Origin of the sequence: Streptomonospora nanhaiensis, from assembly GCF_026642255.1 — a bacterium.
Classification (GTDB): domain Bacteria; phylum Actinomycetota; class Actinomycetes; order Streptosporangiales; family Streptosporangiaceae; genus Nocardiopsis; species Nocardiopsis tropica.
In genome coordinates, this window is sequence record NZ_CP113264.1 from 4,747,391 (window position 1) to 4,766,086 (window position 18,696).

General features: G+C 75.6%; 15 protein-coding genes. 6 read left to right on the forward strand and 9 right to left on the reverse strand.

Annotated elements, in window-relative coordinates; all coding sequences use genetic code 11:
• The first annotated feature begins 25 nt into the window (after positions 1–25).
• The 3 genes from OUQ99_RS20680 to OUQ99_RS20690 are packed head-to-tail and all read left to right on the forward strand — an operon-like array spanning position 26 to position 2,332.
• A complete protein-coding gene (locus OUQ99_RS20680) occupies positions 26–1,189 on the forward strand; it encodes an LLM class flavin-dependent oxidoreductase (protein WP_267945441.1) in 1,164 nt (387 codons plus the stop codon).
• A gap of 23 nt (positions 1,190–1,212) precedes the next feature.
• Positions 1,213–1,776, forward strand: a complete 564-nt coding sequence (locus OUQ99_RS20685; RefSeq protein ID WP_267945442.1) for an NAD(P)H-dependent oxidoreductase — start codon at positions 1,213–1,215, stop codon at positions 1,774–1,776.
• Positions 1,777–1,816: 40 nt separating this feature from the next.
• Positions 1,817–2,332 carry a flavin reductase family protein gene (locus OUQ99_RS20690; protein WP_267945443.1) on the forward strand — a complete coding sequence of 172 codons (516 nt, stop codon included), beginning with the start codon at positions 1,817–1,819 and terminating at the stop codon, positions 2,330–2,332.
• Between the two features lie 153 nt (positions 2,333–2,485).
• Here OUQ99_RS20690 and OUQ99_RS20695 read toward each other — a convergent pair whose 3' ends face one another.
• From OUQ99_RS20695 to OUQ99_RS20715, 5 genes are all read right to left on the reverse strand, one after another.
• Positions 2,486–3,577: an ABC transporter ATP-binding protein gene (locus tag OUQ99_RS20695; RefSeq protein ID WP_267945444.1), complete on the reverse strand. Its 1,092-nt coding sequence runs from the start codon at positions 3,575–3,577 to the stop codon at positions 2,486–2,488.
• Positions 3,578–3,591: 14 nt separating this feature from the next.
• Positions 3,592–4,587 carry a zinc-dependent alcohol dehydrogenase family protein gene (locus OUQ99_RS20700; RefSeq protein ID WP_267945445.1) on the reverse strand — a complete coding sequence of 332 codons (996 nt, stop codon included), beginning with the start codon at positions 4,585–4,587 and terminating at the stop codon, positions 3,592–3,594.
• Complete coding sequence (locus OUQ99_RS20705; protein WP_431061432.1) at positions 4,587–5,468, reverse strand: carbohydrate ABC transporter permease; 882 nt, start codon at positions 5,466–5,468, stop codon at positions 4,587–4,589. The genes OUQ99_RS20700 and OUQ99_RS20705 overlap by 1 nt, the downstream gene beginning before the upstream one ends.
• Positions 5,465–6,391, reverse strand: coding sequence for a carbohydrate ABC transporter permease (locus OUQ99_RS20710; protein ID WP_267945446.1), 927 nt, complete (start codon positions 6,389–6,391; stop codon positions 5,465–5,467). The genes OUQ99_RS20705 and OUQ99_RS20710 overlap by 4 nt, the downstream gene beginning before the upstream one ends.
• A gap of 63 nt (positions 6,392–6,454) precedes the next feature.
• A complete protein-coding gene (locus tag OUQ99_RS20715) occupies positions 6,455–7,816 on the reverse strand; it encodes an ABC transporter substrate-binding protein (protein ID WP_267945447.1) in 1,362 nt (453 codons plus the stop codon).
• Between the two features lie 206 nt (positions 7,817–8,022).
• Here OUQ99_RS20715 and OUQ99_RS20720 point away from each other — a divergent pair, with 206 nt between their 5' ends.
• From OUQ99_RS20720 to OUQ99_RS20730, 3 genes are all read left to right on the forward strand, one after another.
• Positions 8,023–8,970, forward strand: a complete 948-nt coding sequence (locus OUQ99_RS20720; protein ID WP_267945448.1) for a sugar-binding transcriptional regulator — start codon at positions 8,023–8,025, stop codon at positions 8,968–8,970.
• Positions 8,971–9,089: 119 nt separating this feature from the next.
• Positions 9,090–10,472, forward strand: coding sequence for a xylulokinase (gene xylB, locus OUQ99_RS20725; protein ID WP_267945449.1), 1,383 nt, complete (start codon positions 9,090–9,092; stop codon positions 10,470–10,472).
• Between the two features lie 240 nt (positions 10,473–10,712).
• A complete protein-coding gene (locus OUQ99_RS20730) occupies positions 10,713–11,552 on the forward strand; it encodes an alpha/beta fold hydrolase (protein ID WP_267945450.1) in 840 nt (279 codons plus the stop codon).
• 207 nt (positions 11,553–11,759) lie between these two features.
• Here OUQ99_RS20730 and OUQ99_RS20735 read toward each other — a convergent pair whose 3' ends face one another.
• The 4 genes from OUQ99_RS20735 to OUQ99_RS20750 form a co-directional block, all read right to left on the reverse strand.
• Positions 11,760–12,566: an amidohydrolase family protein gene (locus OUQ99_RS20735; RefSeq protein WP_267945451.1), complete on the reverse strand. Its 807-nt coding sequence runs from the start codon at positions 12,564–12,566 to the stop codon at positions 11,760–11,762.
• Positions 12,567–12,672: 106 nt separating this feature from the next.
• A complete protein-coding gene (locus OUQ99_RS20740; RefSeq protein ID WP_267945452.1) occupies positions 12,673–15,768 on the reverse strand; it encodes a CHAT domain-containing protein in 3,096 nt (1,031 codons plus the stop codon).
• A 1-nt stretch (position 15,769) separates the two neighbouring features.
• A complete protein-coding gene (locus OUQ99_RS20745) occupies positions 15,770–17,110 on the reverse strand; it encodes a hypothetical protein (RefSeq protein ID WP_267945453.1) in 1,341 nt (446 codons plus the stop codon).
• A complete protein-coding gene (locus tag OUQ99_RS20750) occupies positions 17,107–18,681 on the reverse strand; it encodes a hypothetical protein (RefSeq protein WP_267945454.1) in 1,575 nt (524 codons plus the stop codon). Before OUQ99_RS20750 ends, OUQ99_RS20745 begins: the two co-directional genes overlap by 4 nt.
• Positions 18,682–18,696 lie beyond the last annotated feature (15 nt).

Below are 18,696 nucleotides of genomic sequence, written 5' to 3' on the forward strand. Positions count from 1 at the left end.
TCCCGCAACGGAGGAGCGTCCCTCAATGCCCCTGACCTTCCACTGGTTCCTGCCCACGCAGGGGGACAGCCGCGGCATCGTCGGCGGCGGCCACGGCGCGGACGTCGTGGCCTCGGCCTGGCGGACCCGCGAGCCGACCCTGGACTACCTCGCCCAGATCGCCGGAGCCGCCGAGCGGCTGGGGTTCGAGGGCGTCCTCACCCCCACCGGCGCGTGGTGCGAGGACGCCTGGCTGACCACGGCGATGCTGGCCGGGAGCACGAGGCGGCTGAAGTTCCTGGTGGCGTTCCGCCCCGGGCTCCTCTCGCCCACCCTGGCGGCGCAGATGGCCGCGACCTACCAGCGGCTCAGCGGCGGACGTCTCCTGCTCAACGTGGTGACCGGCGGCGAGTCCGCCGAGCAGAGGCAGCACGGCGACTTCCTCGGCAAGGACGCCCGGTACGCGCGCACCGACGAGTTCCTCCAGGTGGTCGGACGGCTCTGGCGCGGGGAGACCGTCGACTTCCGGGGGGAGCACGTCACGGTGGAGGGGGCCCGGCTCGCGAAGGCGCCGGACCCCCTGCCGCCGGTCTACTTCGGCGGCTCCTCCCCCGCCGCGCTCGACGTGGCCTCCCGCCGCGTGCAGACGTACCTGACGTGGGGTGAGCCGCCCGGCGCGGTCGCCGACAAGATCGACCGGGTCAGCGCCCTGGCGGCCAAGCGCGGCCGCACACTCGACTACGGCGTGCGGCTGCACGTGATCAGCCGGGACACCGCGGAGGAGGCGTGGGCGCAGGCCCAGCGCCTGCTCGACGGGCTGGCCCCCGACACCGTGGGGCAGGTGCAGCACCACCTGGCCATGAGCGAGTCCGAGGGCCAGCGCCGGATGCTCGAACTGCACGGCGGAAGCGCCGCCGACCTGGAGGTCCACCCCAACCTGTGGGCGGGTGTGGGCCTGGCCAGGGGCGGGGCCGGCACCGCACTGGTGGGCAGCCACGCCCAGGTGGCCGACCTGATCGAGGAGTACCACCGGGCGGGCGCCACCGAGTTCGTCCTGTCCGGGTACCCCCACCTGGAGGAGGCCTACTGGTTCGGCGAGGGGGTACTGCCGCTGTTGCGGGAGCGCGGGCTGTGGGAGCACCCGGAGGGAGGGGAGGAGTCCGCCGCCCCCCACGTCCCCTTCGCCGTGTCCGCCCCGGCCACGTCCTGACCGCCCCCGCACCGGAGACCGCCATGACCACCACCACCGTCCTCGTCGGCAATCCCCGGCCGAACTCCCGTACCGCCACCGCCGGCCTGGCCGTGGCCCGTCACGCCGCGGACGCGGCCGGACTGCCGGACGTGCCCGGACCGGACGACCTGCTCGACCTGTCGCGGATCCGGCAGCTGCTGCTCGCCCCCGGCCCGCAGCCGGAGGTGGAGGCCGCCCTGGAGAGGGTGCGCGCCACCGACCTGCTGGTCGTGGCCAGCCCCACCTACAAGGCGACCTACACCGGTCTGCTGAAGGTGTTCCTGGACCTGCTGCCGTCCGGCGGGCTGGCGGGGGTGACGGCCGTGCCCGTGCTGGTGATGGCGTCCGCGGCCCACACCCTGGCCGTGGACGTGCACCTGCGCCCGCTGCTGCTCGAACTGGGCGCGACCGTTCCGGCGTCCGGACTGGCCCTGCTCCAGGACGCGGTCCCCTCCGACGGCGGGACCGACGGCACTCCGCGCCTGGACGGGGTGCTCGCGCCGTGGGCCGGGCGCGCGGCCCCCGTGCTGCGCGCGGCGGTGCGCACCCGGTCGGCCGCCGCCTGAGTCCTCCCCCCTCTCTTCACCCACCACAAGGGAGAGTCCGTTGAGTATCGCCGAGACCGCTTCCCCGTCCTTGGCGGAGGCCGACCGTTTCCGCGCGACGCTGCGCAACCACCCGGCCGGGGTCGTCATCATCACCGCCAGCGTGGAGGGGCGGCCCGTGGGGCTGACCGCCACCTCCTTCACCAGCGTCAGCCTCGCCCCGCCGCTGGTGTCCTTCTACATCGCGGAGTCCTCCACGACCTGGCCGGCGCTGCGCAGGGCGGGCGAGTTCGGGGTGCAGCTGCTGACCGAGGAGCAGTCCGACCTGGCCGACCGGTTCGCCCGCAGGGGGGAGGACCGGTTCGCCGCGCCGACGGCGTGGAGCCGGGGGCCGTCGCAGGTCCCGCTGCTGGACGGGGCCTCGGCGCACCTGGTCTGCTCCCGGTTCGACACCCGGCTGATCGGCGACCACTGGCTGGTGGTCGGGGAGGTGACGCACACGCTGGTGCTGGACGACCCGCGTCCGCCGCTCGTCTACCACCGGGGTGCGTTCGGCGGGGTCTCGGCCCTGCGCTGACCCCTTCCCGTACCGCGCCGCACTCGGGGGGCGTCCCTGGCACGGGGTGCCCCCGGAGGGCCGTGCCACCGGGAGGGGCCGCCCGCGCATGAGGGGGCGTCGTCCGGACCGTGGAGCCCGCCGCCGCCCGGAGGCCGGGCGGCGGCGGGGCGCTCAGCCGTCCAGGCGCTCCCCCGTTCCCGGCGAGAACACGTGCACCCGTCCGGGGCGCACGCCCAGGCGCACGGTCCCACCCGCCGCCGGAGCCGCGTGCGGCGCCACCCGCACCACCAGATCGCCGTCGGCCGGATGCCCGGGGAGGCCGCCGTACAGGTAGCAGTCGGCGCCCAGGTGTTCGACCAGGCCCACCTCCATCGCGAACCCCTCGCCCTCCCCCACCAGGTCGACCGCCTCGGGGCGAAAGCCCAGCAGCGCGGAGGACGCGCCCTCGTCGGCGAGCCTGCGCCGTTGGCCTGGGGTGAGCGGCAGGGCGGCGTCGCCGACCCGGACCCCCTCCCGGCTCAGGGGGAACTCCCTCAGGTTCATCGCCGGGGAGCCGATGAACCCGGCGACGAAGGCGTTGGCGGGGTGCTCGTACAGCCGCACGGGGCTGTCGCACTGCTGGAGCACCCCGTCCTTGAGCACCGCCACCCGGTCGCCCATGGTCATCGCCTCGACCTGGTCGTGGGTGACGTAGACGGTGGTCACGCCCAGCCGCTTCTGGAGCGCGGCGATCTGCGTGCGGGTGGACACGCGCAGCTGGGCGTCCAGGTTGGACAGGGGCTCGTCCATGAGGAACACCCGGGGCTCGCGCACGATCGCGCGCCCCATCGCGACGCGCTGGCGCTGCCCCCCGGAGAGCGCCTTGGGCCTGCGGTGCAGCAGGGGCTCCAGGTCCAGGAGCCGGGCGGCCTCCAGGACCCTGCGCTCCCGCTCCGGCCTGGCGACCTTGGCCATCTCCAGGGCGAACCCCATGTTCTGCGCCACCGACATGTGCGGGTAGAGCGCGTAGGACTGGAAGACCATCGCGATGTCGCGCTCCAGCGGGCTGCTGTCGGTGACGTCCTCGCCCCCGATGCGGATGGTCCCCGAGTCCACCTCCTCCAGCCCCGCGAGCATCCTCAGCGAGGTGGACTTCCCGCACCCGGAGGGACCCACGAGCACCAGGAACTCCCCGTCCTCCACCTCCAGGCTCAGCTCGTCGACGGCGGGCGCCTCCGTGCCCGGGTAGAAGTGGGTGGCCTTCTCGAAACCGACCGATGCCACGGCGGATCCCTCCTCTACAGCTGGGGGTTGATCTGGAGCTTGCGGCCACGGCCCGCCCGGAAGGCGTCGACGGCGTCGCCGAAGCCGTCCAGGGCGAAGGTGTCGGTGACCATGGCGTCGGCGTCGACCACGCCCTTGGCCATGAGGTCCACCGCCCGCCCGTAGCTGTGCAGGACGGCCATACTGCCCACGACGGTGATCTCGTCGTTGTAGACGCGGAACGGCGAGAAGGACGCGGTGGCCTCGGCCGGCGCCACCCCGAACACCTGGAAGGTGCCGCCCCGGGCGACGCGGGTCAGCCCGTCCTCGATGGCGGCGACCACGCCGGTGCAGTCGACGACGACCTCCCAGTCGCGGCGGTCGAGCTCGTCGGGGCCGGGGGCGACGGCGTCGGTGCCGAGGGAGGCGGCCACCGCCAGCCGGTCCTTGTTGGGGTCCACGACGGACACGCTCGCGGCCCCGGCGGAACGCGCGAGCTGGGCCATCAGCAGGCCCATGGTTCCCGCCCCGTACACGAGGTAGTGCTCCCCGACCCGGCCCGGGAGCAGGTCGAAGCCGTGCACCGCGCAGGACAGGGGCTCGATGAGCGCGCCGTGGGAGAAGGGCATGTGCTCGGGGATCGGGTAGCAGGACGCGGCGGGGGCGACGGCGAGTTCGGCGCAGGCCCCGGGGCCGGTGACGCCGATGGCGTTCCAGCTCTCGCACAGGTTCCCCCGGCCGACGACGCACTTGGAGCACGCGCCGCAGAACAGGGAGGGGTCGACGGCCACGCGGTCGTCCACGGCCAGGCCGGTGACCTCCGATCCGAGCGCGACGACCGTTCCCGCGAACTCGTGGCCGGGGACGATCGGGTAGGGCGTGGGGGCGAACTCCCCGTCGATGATGTGCAGGTCGGTGCCGCAGACGCCCACGGCGGAGGGGGCGACGACCACCTCGCGGGGGCCGGGAGCGGGGTCCTCCACCCGCTCGAGGGAGAAGTGGCCGGGTTCGCTGACGACGAGTGCACGCATTACTTCACAGCTCCTAGGGAGAGGCCGCGGACCAGCCAGCGCTGGGCGGTCCATCCGGCGATGATCACGGGCAGGGCCGCCATGGTGGAGGCGGCGGACAGGCGGGCCCAGAACAGCCCCTCGCCGCTGATGAAGCCGACGAGGAACACGGGCACGGTGGCGGCTCGGGTGGCGGTGAGGTTGACGGCGAAGAAGAACTCGTTCCAGGCGAAGATGAAGCAGATCAGGGCGGTCGCGGCCAGTCCGGGCGCGATCATCGGCAGGATGACGCGCCGCATCTCGGTGAGCCTGGGCGCGCCGTCCATCCGGGCGGCCTCCAGCACCTCCTTGGGCAGTTCGACCAGGAAGGAGCGGATCATCCACACCGCGATCGGCATGTTCATGGCCGTGTACACGAGGGTGAGGGTGCGGGCGTCGTCCAGGGCGCCGAGGTTCTGGGCGATGACGTAGAGCGGCAGGATCATGGCCACCGGCGGCAGCAGCTTGGTGGACAGGAAGAAGAACAGCGAGTCCCGCCACTGGGGGATGCGCACCAGTGAGAGCGCGTAGGCGGCCGGGAGGCCCAGGACGACGGCCAGGAGCGTGGACAGGACCGAGGCCTGGAGCGAGTTGAGCAGGTACGGCACGAAGTCGCGGCCGAGCACGGCGGCGTACTGGTCCAGGGTGGGTCGGAAGAAGAGGGTCGGCGGGTCGGTGGAGGCCTGCGACTCCTGTTTGAACCCGGTGAGGAACATCCACAGGACCGGGAAGAAGAACAGCAGTCCCACGGCCCAGGCGAGCAGGCCCGCGGCGGGGCGGAGCGGCCGGCGTCGGCGCCTGCGGGGGGCGGGCCCCGCCTCGGGGGCTGCGGCGGGGGCCGGCGCCTCGGTCACGCTTGTCACGACTCCTCCTCGAAGAGGCTGGAGACCACCCGCAGGGCGAACATGGCGACGACCAGGGTGGCGGCCACCACGATGACCCCGGCGGCCGCGGCCTCGCCCACGTCGAAGGCGCGGAAGGCCTGCAGGTAGATGAAGTAGGGCAGGTTGGTGCTGGCCTGGCCGGGGCCTCCCTGGGTGATCATGTAGACGGCGTCGAAGGTCTGGACGATGTAGATCGTGCCGAGCAGCAGCGCCAGCTCCACGAAGCGGCGCAGGTGCGGGAAGGTGATGCGTCGGAAGACGGCGAGGGGCCGGGCGCCGTCGACGCGCGCCGCCTCCAGCACCTCCGGCGACTGGCTCTGCAGGCCGGCGAGCATGATGAGCATCATGAACGGCGTCCACTGCCAGGTGAGGACCATGACGACGGACAGCAGCGGGAAGTCGTTGACCCAGTCCGCCTCGATCCCGAACGGGGACAGCGCCCAGTTGAGCAGTCCGTAGACGGGGTGGTACACGGACGTCTTCCACAGCAGTGCCGCGGCGACGGGCATGACCAGGAACGGTGTGATCAGGAGGGTGCGCACGACCCCTCGGCCGGGGAAGGAGCGGTCGAGGAGGACCGCGAGCGCCAGCCCGAGGGCCAGGGAGAGCAGGACGGCGCCGGCGGTCAGGACGACCGTGTTCGCGACGGCGTTGCGGAAGAGCGGGTCCCCCAGGACCCGGCCGTAGTTGGCGATCCCGGCGAAGGAGCCGGAGTCCGGCCGCAGCAGGTTGCTGTCCTGGAAGCTGTAGTAGACGGTGAACAGGAACGGGATCTGCGTCATCGCGATGACGAACAGCAGGCCCGGCAGCAGCGGGGTCCGGCGTATCCAGCGCTCCCCCCGCGCGGGTTCGCGCGTGGTGGGCCCGCGCCGCGCCGTGTCCGGCGTGGTCTGAGCGGTCATGGGCTTCCTCGAAGGTGTCGTGGCGGTGGCGGTGTGGTGCGGCCGGGGTGGCCCGGACCCGGTTCAGTCGCGGTAGCCGCCGGACAGGGCCGTCTCCTCCGCGTACTCCTGGGACTTGCGCAGCGCCTCCTCGACGGACTGCTGTCCGGCGATGGCCGCGGAGATCTCCTGGGAGACGCGGGTGCCCAGGTCCTGGAACTCGGGGATGGCGACGTACTGGACGCCGGTCCACGGCTGCGGGTGCAGGCCGGGCCGCTCCACGTCGACGTTGCCGATGGCCTCGTAGGTGGGACCGGCGAAGGCCTCGGCCGCCTCCCGGTACTCGGGGATGTCGTAGGTCGAGACGCGGGCGCCGGGCGGCACGCGCTCCCAGCCGAGGCGCTCCCCGACCAGGCGGTGGTACTCGCGGGACGTGGCCCAGGAGACGAACTCCCAGGCGGCCCCGGGGTCGGTGGAGGTCGTGGGGATCGACAGCGCCCATGCCCACAGCCAGCCCGCGTGCTCGGTCCGGGCGACCGGGGCGGAGGCGTAGCCGATGTCGCCGGCGACGCTGCTGGAGTCGGGGTCCTCCAGGTTGCCCGCTGCGACGGTGGAGTCGTAGAACATGGCGGCGTCGCCCTGGGCCATGGTGGTCAGGCACTCGGTGAACCCGGCGTTGGGCGCCCCGGGCTGCCCGTACCCGCCCACCAGGTCGACGTAGGTCCGGACGGCCTCCTCGACCTCGGGGGAGTCCAGGTGCGCGTTCCAGTCCTCGTCGTACCACCGGCCGCCGTGGGTGAGGATGACCGTGTTGAGCGGGGCGAGGAGCTCTCCCCAGCCGGGGACGCCGCGCAGGCAGATCCCGGAGACGCCGCCCTCGGGGTCGTCCAGCTCCTCCGCGAAGGCGGCGACGTCCTCCCAGGTCGGCTCGTCGGGCATCTCCAGGCCCGCCTCCTCGAACAGGTCCTCGCGGTACATCAGCAGCGACGACTCGCCGTAGAAGGGCGCCCCGTACATCCGGTCCTCGTGGGAGAGGGCGGAGCGCACGGTCGGGATGATGTCGTCGATGTCGTAGTCGGGGTCGGAGGCGTACTCGTCGAGGCCGAGGATCCAGCCGTTCTCCGCCCAGATGGGCACCTCGTAGGTGCCCACGGTGACCACGTCGTACTGGCCGCCCCGGGTGGCGATGTCCTGGGTGACGCGGTCGCGGAGCTGGTTCTCGGGCAGGACGACGAAGTCGACGGTGATGCCGGGGTGCGAGGCGTTGAACTCGTCCGCGAGGGCCTGGATGTCGTCCATCTGGGGGTTGGCCACCGTGGCGACGGTGACGACGCGCTCCCCGTCGGAGCCGCCGCCTCCCGCGCCGGCGCAAGCGGTGGCGAGGAGCGCCAGGCCGGTGGCGGCGGCCACGGCGGGAAGTCCGCGCCGCGTCGTGCGTGTGAGCATGTTCTTCCTCCTGGGGGGCGGCCCGGGTTGCGGGGAGCCGTGTCCCGTGGGGGTGTCAGGCCGCCACGGGTCTGCTCAGATGAGCAGACTCCTGAGCAGATGAGCAACGTGCGGCTCATTTAAGTTGTGACTGGCATCACGGGTCAAGACGGGATGCAATAATGAGCGTCAGCATGCTCATATGAGCGAACCCCTGGAGGATGTCGATGAAACCCGCGTTCCGACCGGCGGAACTGATCCGCGCCACCGCCATCGCGCGCAGGTACTACATCGCCGGGGAGTCGAAGATCCGCATCGCCGAGGACTTCGGGATCAGCCGGTTCAAGGTCGCGCGCATCCTCGACGACGCGCGCGCGGCGGGCATCGTGCGCATCGAGATCGCCGAGCCCACCGAGGTCGACACCGACCTCTCCCACCAGCTGCGGACCGCCTACGGGCTGCACCAGGCGATCGCGGTCGTCGACCCCGGCGAGGGCGGCGCCATGCACCGCGGCCTGGGGCGGATCGCGGCCGAGTACCTCACCGAGATCCTGGAGGAGGACGACACCCTGGGTCTGGCCTGCTCGCGCACGCTCAACGCGATGACGCTGGCGCTGGACGAGCTGCCCCGGTGCACGGTCGTGCAGCTGACCGGCGTGCTCCCCGGCGGCGTGGAGGAGAACTCGGTGGAGCTGGTCCGGCGGGTCGCCAGCCTGGCGCGCGGCCCGGCCTACCCCATCTACGCCCCGCTCGTGGTCTCCGACCCCGCGACCGCCGACGCCCTGCGCGCCCAGCCCCAGGTGGCCGGGGCGATGCAGCGCTACACGGAGCTGGACAAGGCGGTGGTCGCCATCGGATCCTGGTCACCGACCCTGTCCCTGGTCCGGGACGCCCTCTCCCCGGCCGAGGGCGCCGCCCTCGAACGCGACGGTGTGCAGGCCGAGGTGTGCGCCCGGACCGTGGACGTCCACGGCACACCGACCGCACCGGAGCTGACCTCGCGGATCATCGCCATCACCCTGGAGCAGCTGCGCGACGTGCCCGAGGTCGTCGCGGTCGCCGGAGGCGCCGGCAAGGCGCAGGCGATCCACTCCGTGCTCAAGACCGGTGTGGTGTCCTCCCTCGTCACCGACACCACGACGGCGCGAACGCTCATCGAGGCGGCGGTCCTCTGAGCCGCCGGCGGGCCCGCCCCGGCCGTTCCCCTCCACGCACCGGCCCGCGCGCCGAACCCTCCTCCCACTCCGAACCGCCACCCTCCGAACACCCACCCCCTCACCCTCACGGAGCCGACATGGCACTGGTCGCCGGAATCGACAGCTCGACCCAGTCCTGCAAGATCGTGGTCTGCGACGCCGACGGCGGAGCGGTGGTGCGCGAGGCCCGCGCACCGCACCCCGACGGAACCGAGGTCCATCCCCGCGAGTGGTGGACCGCCCTGGAGGAGGCCTCCTCGGGCCTGCTCGACGACGTGGCGGCGGTCGCCGTCGCCGGACAGCAGCACGGCATGATCGCCGTGGACGCGGACGGCGGGGTCGTCCGCCCGGCCCTGCTGTGGAACGACACCCGCTCGGCTCAGGCGGCCCTGGACCTGATCGGCGAACTGGGCGGGCCCGCGGAGTGGGCCGGGGCCGTGGGCAACGTGCCCAACGCCAGCCTCACCGTCAGCAAGCTGCGCTGGCTGGCCGAGCGCGAGCCGGAGAACGCCGCCCGCACGACCCGCGTGATGCTCCCCCACGACTGGCTGACCTGGCGGCTGGCCGGCGGCGGGGCCGACCCCGTCACCGACCGGGGCGACGCCTCGGGCACCGGGTACTGGTCGCCGGCCGAGGGGTCCTACCGCACCGACCTGATGGCCAAAGCGTTCGGACGCGAACTGGAGGCGCCCCGGGTGGCCGGGCCCTCCGAGGTCGTGGGGCACACTCCGTCGGGCGCGGTGATCGCCCCCGGGACCGGTGACAACATGGGCGCCGCCCTGGGGCTGGGGCTGCGGCCGGGCGACGCCGTGGTGTCCCTGGGGACCAGCGGGACCGTGTTCGCGGTGAGCGAGGGGCCGAGCCGGGACCCGGACGGGATCGTCAACGGGTTCGCCGACGCGACCGGGCGGTACCTGCCGCTCGTGTGCACGCTGAACGCGGCGCGGGTCCTCGGGGCTACCGCGGCGATGCTCGGCGTGGACCTGGCCGGGCTGGACGCGCTCGCGCTGGCCGCCGAACCGGGCGCGGAGGGGGTCGTGCTCCTGCCCTACCTGGACGGCGAGCGCACACCGGTGCTGCCCGACGCCGCCGGTTCCCTGCACGGGCTGCGGCGGGCCAACATGCGGCCGGAGAACGTCGCGCGCGCGGCGGTGGAGGGGATGCTGTGCGGGCTGGCCGACGGCCTGTCCGCCATGACCCGCACCGGCGTGCCGGTCGGGCGGGTCCTGCTCGTGGGCGGGGCCGCCCGGTCGGCCGCGGTCCGCGAGGTCGCGGCGACGGTCCTGGGGGTCCCGGTGGCGGTGCCGCCGCCCGCCGAGTACGTCGCGGTCGGCGCGGCCCGCCAGGCGGCCTGGGCACTGGCGGGCACCGCCGAGCCGCCGGTCTGGGACCTCGGCGAGGGCGCCGAGCTGGAGCCCGTCGACGCGCCCCTCGTACGGCGCGCCTACGCGGAGGCGCGCGGGTCCCTCCACGGCGTCTGACCCCGGTCCCGTGCCCCCGCCCGGCTCGGGCGGGGGCACGGGTGCGTTCGGGTGCGGGTGCGGGATGTGGACGCGGCGGGGGCTCCGCGCTCCGCCCTGCGGTCGGCGCCGCCCCCGCGCGACGGCACGGGCGGTCCCGCGTGCCGCCGGGGACGCGGATCCCCCGGCGGACACGCCGTTGACAAGGCTGGCTAATGCCATTAGCTTTTAGCTAACACACTTAGCCACTTGGGGGATGCCATGACCGAGTACCTCGCCGTCGACGGCGGCACGATCGCCTACGAGGTGTCGGGCACCGGGCCGCTGGTCGTCCTCGCGCACGGCATGGGCGACAGCCGCGCCGCCTACCGCGCCGTGGTCCCGCCGCTGGTGGCGGCGGGCTACCGGGTCGCCGCCGTGGACATGCGCGGCAGCGGGGAGTCCGGCGTCGACTGGCCGGAATGGAGCCGCACCGCCGTCGCCGCGGACCTGCTCGCCGTGATCCGCCACCTGGGCGGCCCGGCCGTGCTCGTCGGCCACTCGTTCTCCGGCGGGGCCGCCACCATCGCCGCGGCACAGGAGCCCTCGCTGGTCACCGCGGTCGTCGAGCTGGCGCCGTTCACCCGCGAGCAGACGATCGGCCTCAGTGACCTGCGGGTGAGGCGCTTCCGGCAGGGCATGCTGCGGCTGCTCGGCGCGGCAGTGCTCGGCAGCGTGCCGCTCTGGCGCTCCTACCTCGACGTGGCCTACCCCGGCGCCAAGCCGGACCACTGGGCCGAGCGGCTCGACCGCATCGACTCCATGCTGCGCGAGCCTGGCCGGATGAAGGCCCTGCAGAACATGGGCCGCAGCGCCCCGGCCGACGCCGGCGCGCACCTCGGCGACGTCCGCTGCCCGGTCCTGGTCGTGATGGGCACGCTCGACCCCGACTGGGCCGACCCGCACGCCGAGGGGACGGCGATCGTCGACGCCCTGCCGTCCGGCCTCGGACGCCTGGAGATGATCGAGGGCGCGGGGCACTACCCGCACGACCAGTTCCCCGAGCGGGTCGTCACGCTCGTGCTCGCCTTCCTCGGGTCGGACGCCGTCCGGGCGCGGTGAGCCGGTCGGAGGCCGGTCCGGCGCGCGCCCCGGCCCCCGGTGACCTTGTACTTGCAGCCGGTCCCGACGCCTCGGGGTCACGTGGTGGTGGCGACGGGGAACTCCTCGGGTGGCTCGGCCGGGACAGCCCGTCCCGGGGCCGGCGAAAGCGGGCCCTCGCGGGAGAAGCCGGGGGCCCGGGCCCCCGGCCGCCTCCGCGGAGCCGGGTCAGAGGGGCCGGGACGGCCGCTCCCCCGGGCTCCCCACGCGGTAGAAGGCGGCGGCGTTGTCGTGGAGCACCGCGTCCAGGTGCTCCCCGGCGGCCCGGGAGACCAGGTCCAGGTCGGTGTCCTCGAACGGCCGTCGCGCGCGGGTGGAGGGCAGGTCGGAGCCGACCATCAGCGCGGACGGGTCGACCTCCAGCACCGCGCGCATCGCCGCCACCGGGTCCAGGTCCACGCGCCCGAAACCGGTGGCCTTGACCCGCACCCCCCGCTCCACCAGGCGGAGCAGGTCCGGAAGACCGTCGGCGTGCAGGCCCAGGTGGTCCACGCTCACCGCCGGGAGCGCGGCCACGGTGTCGGCGATCCGCCCCAGGTCGCGGGCGTCGACGTAGAGCTCGGTGTGCATCCCGGCCACGGCGTGCACACGCCGGGCGAGGGCCTCCAGGTGCTCGGCGCCCTCCGAACCGCCCCGGCGCAGGTTGAACCGGACCGCGCGCACCCCCTTGGCGGCGAGTTCGGCGATGCGGGCGTCGGGGGTGTCGTGGGGGATCTGGGTGACGCCGACGAACCCGGGTCCCAGCCGCTCCAGGGCGTCCAGGAGGTAGCCCTGGTCGAAGGCCTGGAAGGATCCGGAGACGACCGCCCCGCCCACCACCCCCAGGTCCGCCACGCGCCGCCGGTAGTGCTCGGCGGTGAACTCCGCGGGCAGGTAGCCGCCGTTGGCCACCAGCGGGAAGCGGGTGTCGACGATGTGCAGGTGGGCGTCGACGATGTGCAGGTGGGCGTCGAACAGCGGGCGGGGTGCGTTCACGGCGGATCGCCTTTCACGGGTGGGGACGGTCGGGCGGACGGGGGCCCCGGAGGGGCGGCAGGAGCACGGGCGGGCGCCGGTCCGGCGGGGCGGGGTGTTCTCCGGGTCAGCGGCTCCGGGGCGGCTCGGCGGTGGCGGTGACCAGGGCGGCCCACATCAGCGGGGTCGCGGAGGGGTCCCCTGCCGTGCGCCAGCGGTCCAGCCGGGTGCGCTGCCAATCGGCCAGCGCACGCACGGGGTCGGGCGCGTCGTGGGCGGCGTCCACCGCCGCCACCAGCGCGGACAGGGGGCGCTCGTCGGGGGGCACCCTCCCGAAGCGGTGCAGGGCGAGGTTGGTGGGCAGCACCCACCGGGCGGAGGTGACCAGGTCCGCGCCGTTGCGGAGCACGGCCGACGCCAGCCCGAAGGACTCGGTGAAGCGGGCGTCCGCGCCGCTCTCGCACGCGATGAGCCCCACCCGGGGAGGCGAGGGCCAGAGCTCGGCCCCGGGGCGGCCGTCGGCGCCGCCCGTGAGCAGGTCCTTGGCGGAGAGCGGCCGGTGGGAGCGGACGACCTCGGCGTGCCCCTCGGTTTCGGGGCCGCAGCACAGGTGCAGGCGGGCGTCCTCGCTCTGGCCGCCCTCCACCGGGGCGGACGTGACGTGGCCGACGTAGAGCAGGCGGCGGGCGCCCGATCGCAGGGCGCGTCCCAGCCACTCCCGGTCCTGGTCGGTGCGGCGCAGGGCCTCCTCCGGGGCGGAGACCGCGGGCAGCATGTCGCCCGCGTCCCGGTGGGCGCGGACCAGGGCCAGCAGGTCGGGGTCGGTGCCCGGTCTTCCCAGGACCGACCCGAGCGGTGAGTCCGCGCGGAAGCCCGGGACCCGGGGGTCGAGGACGAGGACGGCGGGGGCGGTGGCGGTGCGGCCCGTGGGCGCGGCCGGGTCGGGGGGCGGGGCGGCCCCGTGCTCCCCCGGCCCGTGACGGCCGGGCGCCCCGGACGCCGCCGGTGGGGGCGGTGTTCCGGGTAGAGCGGTTGGGGCGGGTTGGACGTCGGTCGGCGCCCCGAGGGCGAGCGGCACCGCCAGCACCACGTCCGCCAGGTCGAGCAGCCGCCGGCCGCCGTCCACGGCCAGGAGTTCCCAGGGCACCTGGCCGGTGCGCGGGGACGGCTGCACCCGCACCAGCGGGCGGACGCCCGTCCCCTCCCCCACCTGGCGGATCTGGTCGGTGAGCTCGGCCGGCCACAGGACCGACGCCAGCCGGGCGGCGAGGTCCCGCTCCCGCGCGGGGTCGGTCATGGCCCCGTCGGCGAGGGCCGCGGCCACGTCCTCTCCGGGTCCGGGGAGCGCGGCGGCGAGTTCGGCCGTCACCGCGTCGGCGTCGTCCCCGGGTGCGTACCCGGTGCCGAAGCCCTGGGCGCCGAGCGTCCACCGCCAGGTCATGTACAGGTCCCCGGCGTCCGCGAGCCGCACCAGCACGGTCGGCACCGGATACGGGAACGAGGGGGACGGCCCGGCGGTGGCAACGACGGTCCGGTCGGAGGTCACCCTGCGCCGGTACCGGCCCTCGGCCGCGACGACGTACTCCTGGAGCGCGGTGCGGTCGGTGCCCTCCCCCATCAGGACGCGGGGCGGCAGCTCGACCCTCACCCCGTCGGCGCCCCGGGCGCCCGGGTCCTGCCCTCCCCCGGCTGCGAGGGAGACGTCCACGGCTCCCCCTCCGGAGGGGGACAGGTCCGGTCCCTCCGGGTCCGGAGGGGCGAGGGGTCCTCTGGCCCCCGGCCCCGGGAAGGCCCCCTCCGCCGCGGGCGCGGGTGCCAGGGGGGCGCCGGCGCAGCGGAACTCCACCAGCTCGAACAGCAGCCCCTGGTCCCGGCGCAGCAGGGCCAGCTCGAAGACGAGGCGGACGGCGCTCCGCGAGAGCGCCGACCACTGGTCGCGGGCGTGCCCGGTGGCGAAGTCGGCCCGCATGGACTCCAGGGCGAGGGACGCGGGGAGCGCCAGGGCCAGTGCGGAGTCCAGGGCCTCCCGCTCGTGCCCCTCGAAGCGGCCCGCCCGCAGCAGCCCGTCCACGGCCCGGGCGACGAGGAAGTCGGTCTGGGCGCACCGCTCGTAGGCGCCCATCTCCTCGAAGACGGCGCGGGCCCGCTCGCACATGTCCTTCATCGCGAGGTGGTCCCCCGCCTCGAACGCCTGCCGGGCGGTCACGACGAGGCCGTCCGCCGCCGCCAGGCGCACCCCGAGGTCCTCGAAGCGGGACAGGGAGGAGGCGGCCAGCTCGCGGGCGGCGTCGGCCGATCCCCTGGCCTGCGCGATCAGCGAGCGGGCCTGTTCGCACACCGCCAGGGACACGTGGTCGCCCTGGCGTTCGAGGGCGACGGAGGCCGTGCGGTAGAGGCGTTCGGCCGCGTCGAGGTCGCCCCGGCGCACGGCGGCGAACCCCCGGTGGCCTGTGAGGAAGGCCGGTTCGGCTCCGGCGGGGTCGAGCGCGCGGAAGCGCTCGGCCGCGCGGTCCAGGTGGTCCTCGGCCTGCTCGGGCCGGCCGGTGCTCGCCAGGAGCAGGCCCATGGACGTCAGCAGGTAGGGGGCCGGTCCCTCGGGGGCGGTGGCCAGGGCGGCGGTGAGGAGCTCCTCGGCCGCGCCCCAGTCGCCGCGCTCCATGAGCAGGCGCGCCCGGGAGTCGGCGAGTTCGGCCCGGCGGGCGCCGTCGTCGCACGGTTCCCCGGCCCTGAGGTCGGCCTCGTCCAGCAGGGTGTGCGCGGTGCGGTGGTCGCCCGACCTGCGGGCGGCCTCGGCGCGTTCCAGGAGGGCCTTGAGGAGGATGGACAGCCACAGGGGGCGGCCGCGGGGGCCGGTGGCGTGGGGCTCCACGGCGCGCAGGAGGACGAGCGCGCCGTCCAGGGCGGGGACCCCGTCGCCCGGTGCGCCGCGCTCGGAGCGGACCATGCCCACGTCCGTGAGCAGCAGTCCCCGCAGGAACCGCACGTCGGGGCTGTCCGGGAGGCGTTCGGCCGCGTCGAGGAGCTGGAGGAGGACGTCCTCGGCGGCGGCGAGCTCCCTCCCGGCGAGGAGTGCCTCGCTGTGGGCCAGCCCCGAGTCGAAGGGTTCCCCGAAGCCCATGGGTCGGTCCTCGGGGGCGTCCCCGGCGGAGGCGTGGGACGGGTCGAGGGGGTCGGCGGGAGCGGCCCCGGCCGGGGTGCGGGAGGGGTCGTGGGGGTGGGCCATGTCAGAAGTCCTCCTCCGTGTGGGCCGCGACGATCTCGGCGAGGAAGGGCGCGGGGCCGAACCCCTCCCCCGCTCCCGCTCCGTCCGGTCCGGTGGCGCCCCCGGCCGCGGCGAGGCGGCGGCGGGCCAGCGCGCGCAGCCCCTCACGGGTCCGGCGGGCGCGGGCGGGGTCCTGCGGTCCGGGGTCGAACCCCGGCAGGACCACCTGGACGTCCGGGGAGGGGGCGGCCGTGTCCGGCAGGGCGGTGTCCACGAGGGCGGTCCAGGCGTCCCCCGCGCGCTCGCAGCGCACCCGCACGGGGGCGGTGGCGCCGACCCGGACCTCCGCGACCGGCCGCACGCCGGGGGCGGGGCGAACCTCCCCCGCAACCGCCTCCACCAGGACCGCGCGCCGGGAGCCGTGGGCGAAGGCGGTCCAGGTGACGGCGTCCTCGGAGGCGTCCACGAACCCGGGCGGGTACCGGCACCAGTCGTTGGTCCCCGTCCCCCGTCCCATCACCCTGGCGCCGGGGGGCGGCCCCGCGGCGCCGCCGGCGGCGAGGGCGTGGTCCTGCGGGAGGGCGCCCGGCCGACGGGGGACGGCACCGCCCGCGGGGGCCGTCCACCCGGCGGGGCCGGAGCCGCCCCGGCCCCCGGGGTCGTCGGGTCCGGCGAGACCGTCGACGTCGAGCCCCGCGTCGTCGGCCACCGCCCGCACGGACCGGAGGACGTCGGAGACGGCGCCCGGCCGGGCGTGCCACAGGTCGAGCAGCGGCCGGACGCCCGCGCGGTGTTCGAGGACCAGGTCGGCGGCGGGGTCCGCGTCCGGGTCCCACACCTGCTGGCACCGGTGGGTGAGCGCGGCCAGCTCCAGGCCGAGCAGGTCGGCGTCGAGGGCGGGAACGCCGTCCAGGTGGGAGGCGGGCCACCAGCGGGACGCCCAGTGCCCCGTGGCCAGCCGGTGCAGGTCCCGCGCGAGCGCACCCGGCTCCGCGGCGACCCGCAGGGCGTGCGCCCGGCCGCTCGCGCAGGCCGCCACGGCGCGCGCCGCCCCGGCCCCGTAGACGGCCCACAGCCACGTCTGGGCCTCGGGCGCGGACTCCACCAGGGCGTCGGGGAGGAGGTCGGGACGGGGGCCGCCGAACGGGGCGGCCCCGGACGCGGCGGCCCCCTCCCGCGCATCGGAGAGGGCGGTTCCCGGGGGGACCCCGGTGGCGACCGCGCCCGGCCCGGCGATGTCGGGCCAGGTGAGGAGCGCGCCGGCCGCGTCGAGGACGGACCGGCCGAACTCGGGGACGCTCAGGCGGTCCTCGACGGCCACGCTCACGCCGTCCTCCTCCGCCCTCACCTCGATCCAGGTCATGCCGCGCTCCCGGAGGTGGTGTCGGTCAGCGTCCGCAGGGCCGCGCGCACGCGGGCCCGGTGGTCCATGAGCACGGAGTAGGAGACGCCGTCGAGGAGGGACCACAGCTCGGCGGTGCCGTCGATCCCGGCCGCGTGGGCGTCGCGGCCGTGCAGGCGGGCCCACAGGCGGCGGGTGTAGGCGATCCACGGGGTCCGCAGGGAGCGGCCGAGGTCGGTGAGAAGGTCCTCCCCGGAGGCCGGGGGGCCGGTGGGGGCCGGGGGTTGCGTGGGGGCCGGCCCCGTCCCCGGCGCCCCGCCGTCCGGGGGACCGGCGCCGGGAGCCCCGCCCCCCGTGCCGTGGGCGCTCGGGGCGTCGAAGGGCGACACGGTCATGCGCCGGGCGCGCGCCACGGAGGACTCGCGGCGCCAGCGGCGGTCGATGGCGCGGTGCGCGCGCGTGGGACCCGGGGCGGTGCCGAGCGGGTCGAGCCCCGCGGCGAGGCGTCCTCCGACCAGGAGCGCCACGCGCAGCGACTCGTCGGACAGGCCGAGCGGCGAGCAGCTGCGCGCGGTCTCGGCGGCGACGAGCTCGGGGACCGGCGGCAGATCGTGGTGTCCGGGCGCCCTCAGGACGGTGAAGACCCTCTCGTAGAGGGTGCGGTCCAGGGGCGCCGGCAGGGTCGCGGTGGACGCCGTGCTCCCCACGCCGGGGCGCGGCGGCGGGGGGTCGGCGCTCAGGCCCAGGTGGGGCGGTACGCCTTCGGGTCCCCAGGCGGAGGCCGGACCGGCGGCCCACAGCGCCGACCCCAGACGCGTGCCGTGGCCGCCCCCGACCAGGGCGGCGAGGGCGCTCTCCGCGGTGTCACCGGGGTCCCGGAGGTCCGTCCCGCACTCCTGCTCCCGGTACCGGGGGACGTGGCCGTCGGCGGGGAAGGCGCCGCCGGGGGCGCCGCGCTTCCCGGAGGCGCCCCGGTCGGCCGGTGCGCACCCGTCCAGGACGGTGTCCGCGAGGGAGAGGGCGTCCGCCTCGGGGACGGCGCCGGGGGCGGCGGGTACGGGGCGTGCTCCCCAGGCGCGGGACAGCGCCTGGGCGACCGACCTCTCCGTCGCGGGATCGCGCAGGTGGGCCTTGAGGGCTTCGACGGTGCGCCCGCCGTCGCGCGCGGCCAGCTCCAGGACGACCTTCCGCGCGACCTCCTCCGCGTCGGGGGGCCGCGGGGCCCCGTGCTCGGCGGCGAGCTCGTAGCAGCGCTGGAAGTACAGGTCCTGCGGGTTGCCCCCGACCACGCGCAGGGCCCGGCGGACCCGCTTGAGCAGCGTGAACCAGCCCGCGGCGGCCGCCAGTCGCGGCCCGTCCCCGCGCAGGAGGCCGGCGGCCAGGTCGGCGGCCTCGTCGGTGAGGAGGTCCCCGGCGAGTTCCGGGCGCAGGACGGGGCGCAGGACGAGCGGGAGGACGAGGAGTTTGACGGCGCGGGTGAGCGGGGCGCCGCCGGGGCCGCTGAGCGGTTCCAGTCCGGGGCCGAGCGCTCGCCAGGCCCGGTCGATGACCTGGGACCGGGGCTGGAGCGTCCCGAGGGGAGTCGCTGGCACAGGACGAGGGTACCG

Coding starts and splice junctions, on each gene's coding strand:
- OUQ99_RS20700 (WP_267945445.1), bottom strand. CDS start 4,587: ATGCGTGCACTCGTCGTCAGCGAACCCGGCCACTTCTCCCTCGAGCGG.
- OUQ99_RS20730 (WP_267945450.1), top strand. CDS start 10,713: ATGACCGAGTACCTCGCCGTCGACGGCGGCACGATCGCCTACGAGGTG.
- OUQ99_RS20710 (WP_267945446.1), bottom strand. CDS start 6,391: ATGACCGCTCAGACCACGCCGGACACGGCGCGGCGCGGGCCCACCACG.
- OUQ99_RS20715 (WP_267945447.1), bottom strand. CDS start 7,816: ATGCTCACACGCACGACGCGGCGCGGACTTCCCGCCGTGGCCGCCGCC.
- OUQ99_RS20720 (WP_267945448.1), top strand. CDS start 8,023: ATGAAACCCGCGTTCCGACCGGCGGAACTGATCCGCGCCACCGCCATC.
- OUQ99_RS20740 (WP_267945452.1), bottom strand. CDS start 15,768: ATGGCCCACCCCCACGACCCCTCCCGCACCCCGGCCGGGGCCGCTCCC.
- OUQ99_RS20685 (WP_267945442.1), top strand. CDS start 1,213: ATGACCACCACCACCGTCCTCGTCGGCAATCCCCGGCCGAACTCCCGT.
- OUQ99_RS20745 (WP_267945453.1), bottom strand. CDS start 17,110: ATGACCTGGATCGAGGTGAGGGCGGAGGAGGACGGCGTGAGCGTGGCC.
- xylB (WP_267945449.1), top strand. CDS start 9,090: ATGGCACTGGTCGCCGGAATCGACAGCTCGACCCAGTCCTGCAAGATC.
- OUQ99_RS20680 (WP_267945441.1), top strand. CDS start 26: ATGCCCCTGACCTTCCACTGGTTCCTGCCCACGCAGGGGGACAGCCGC.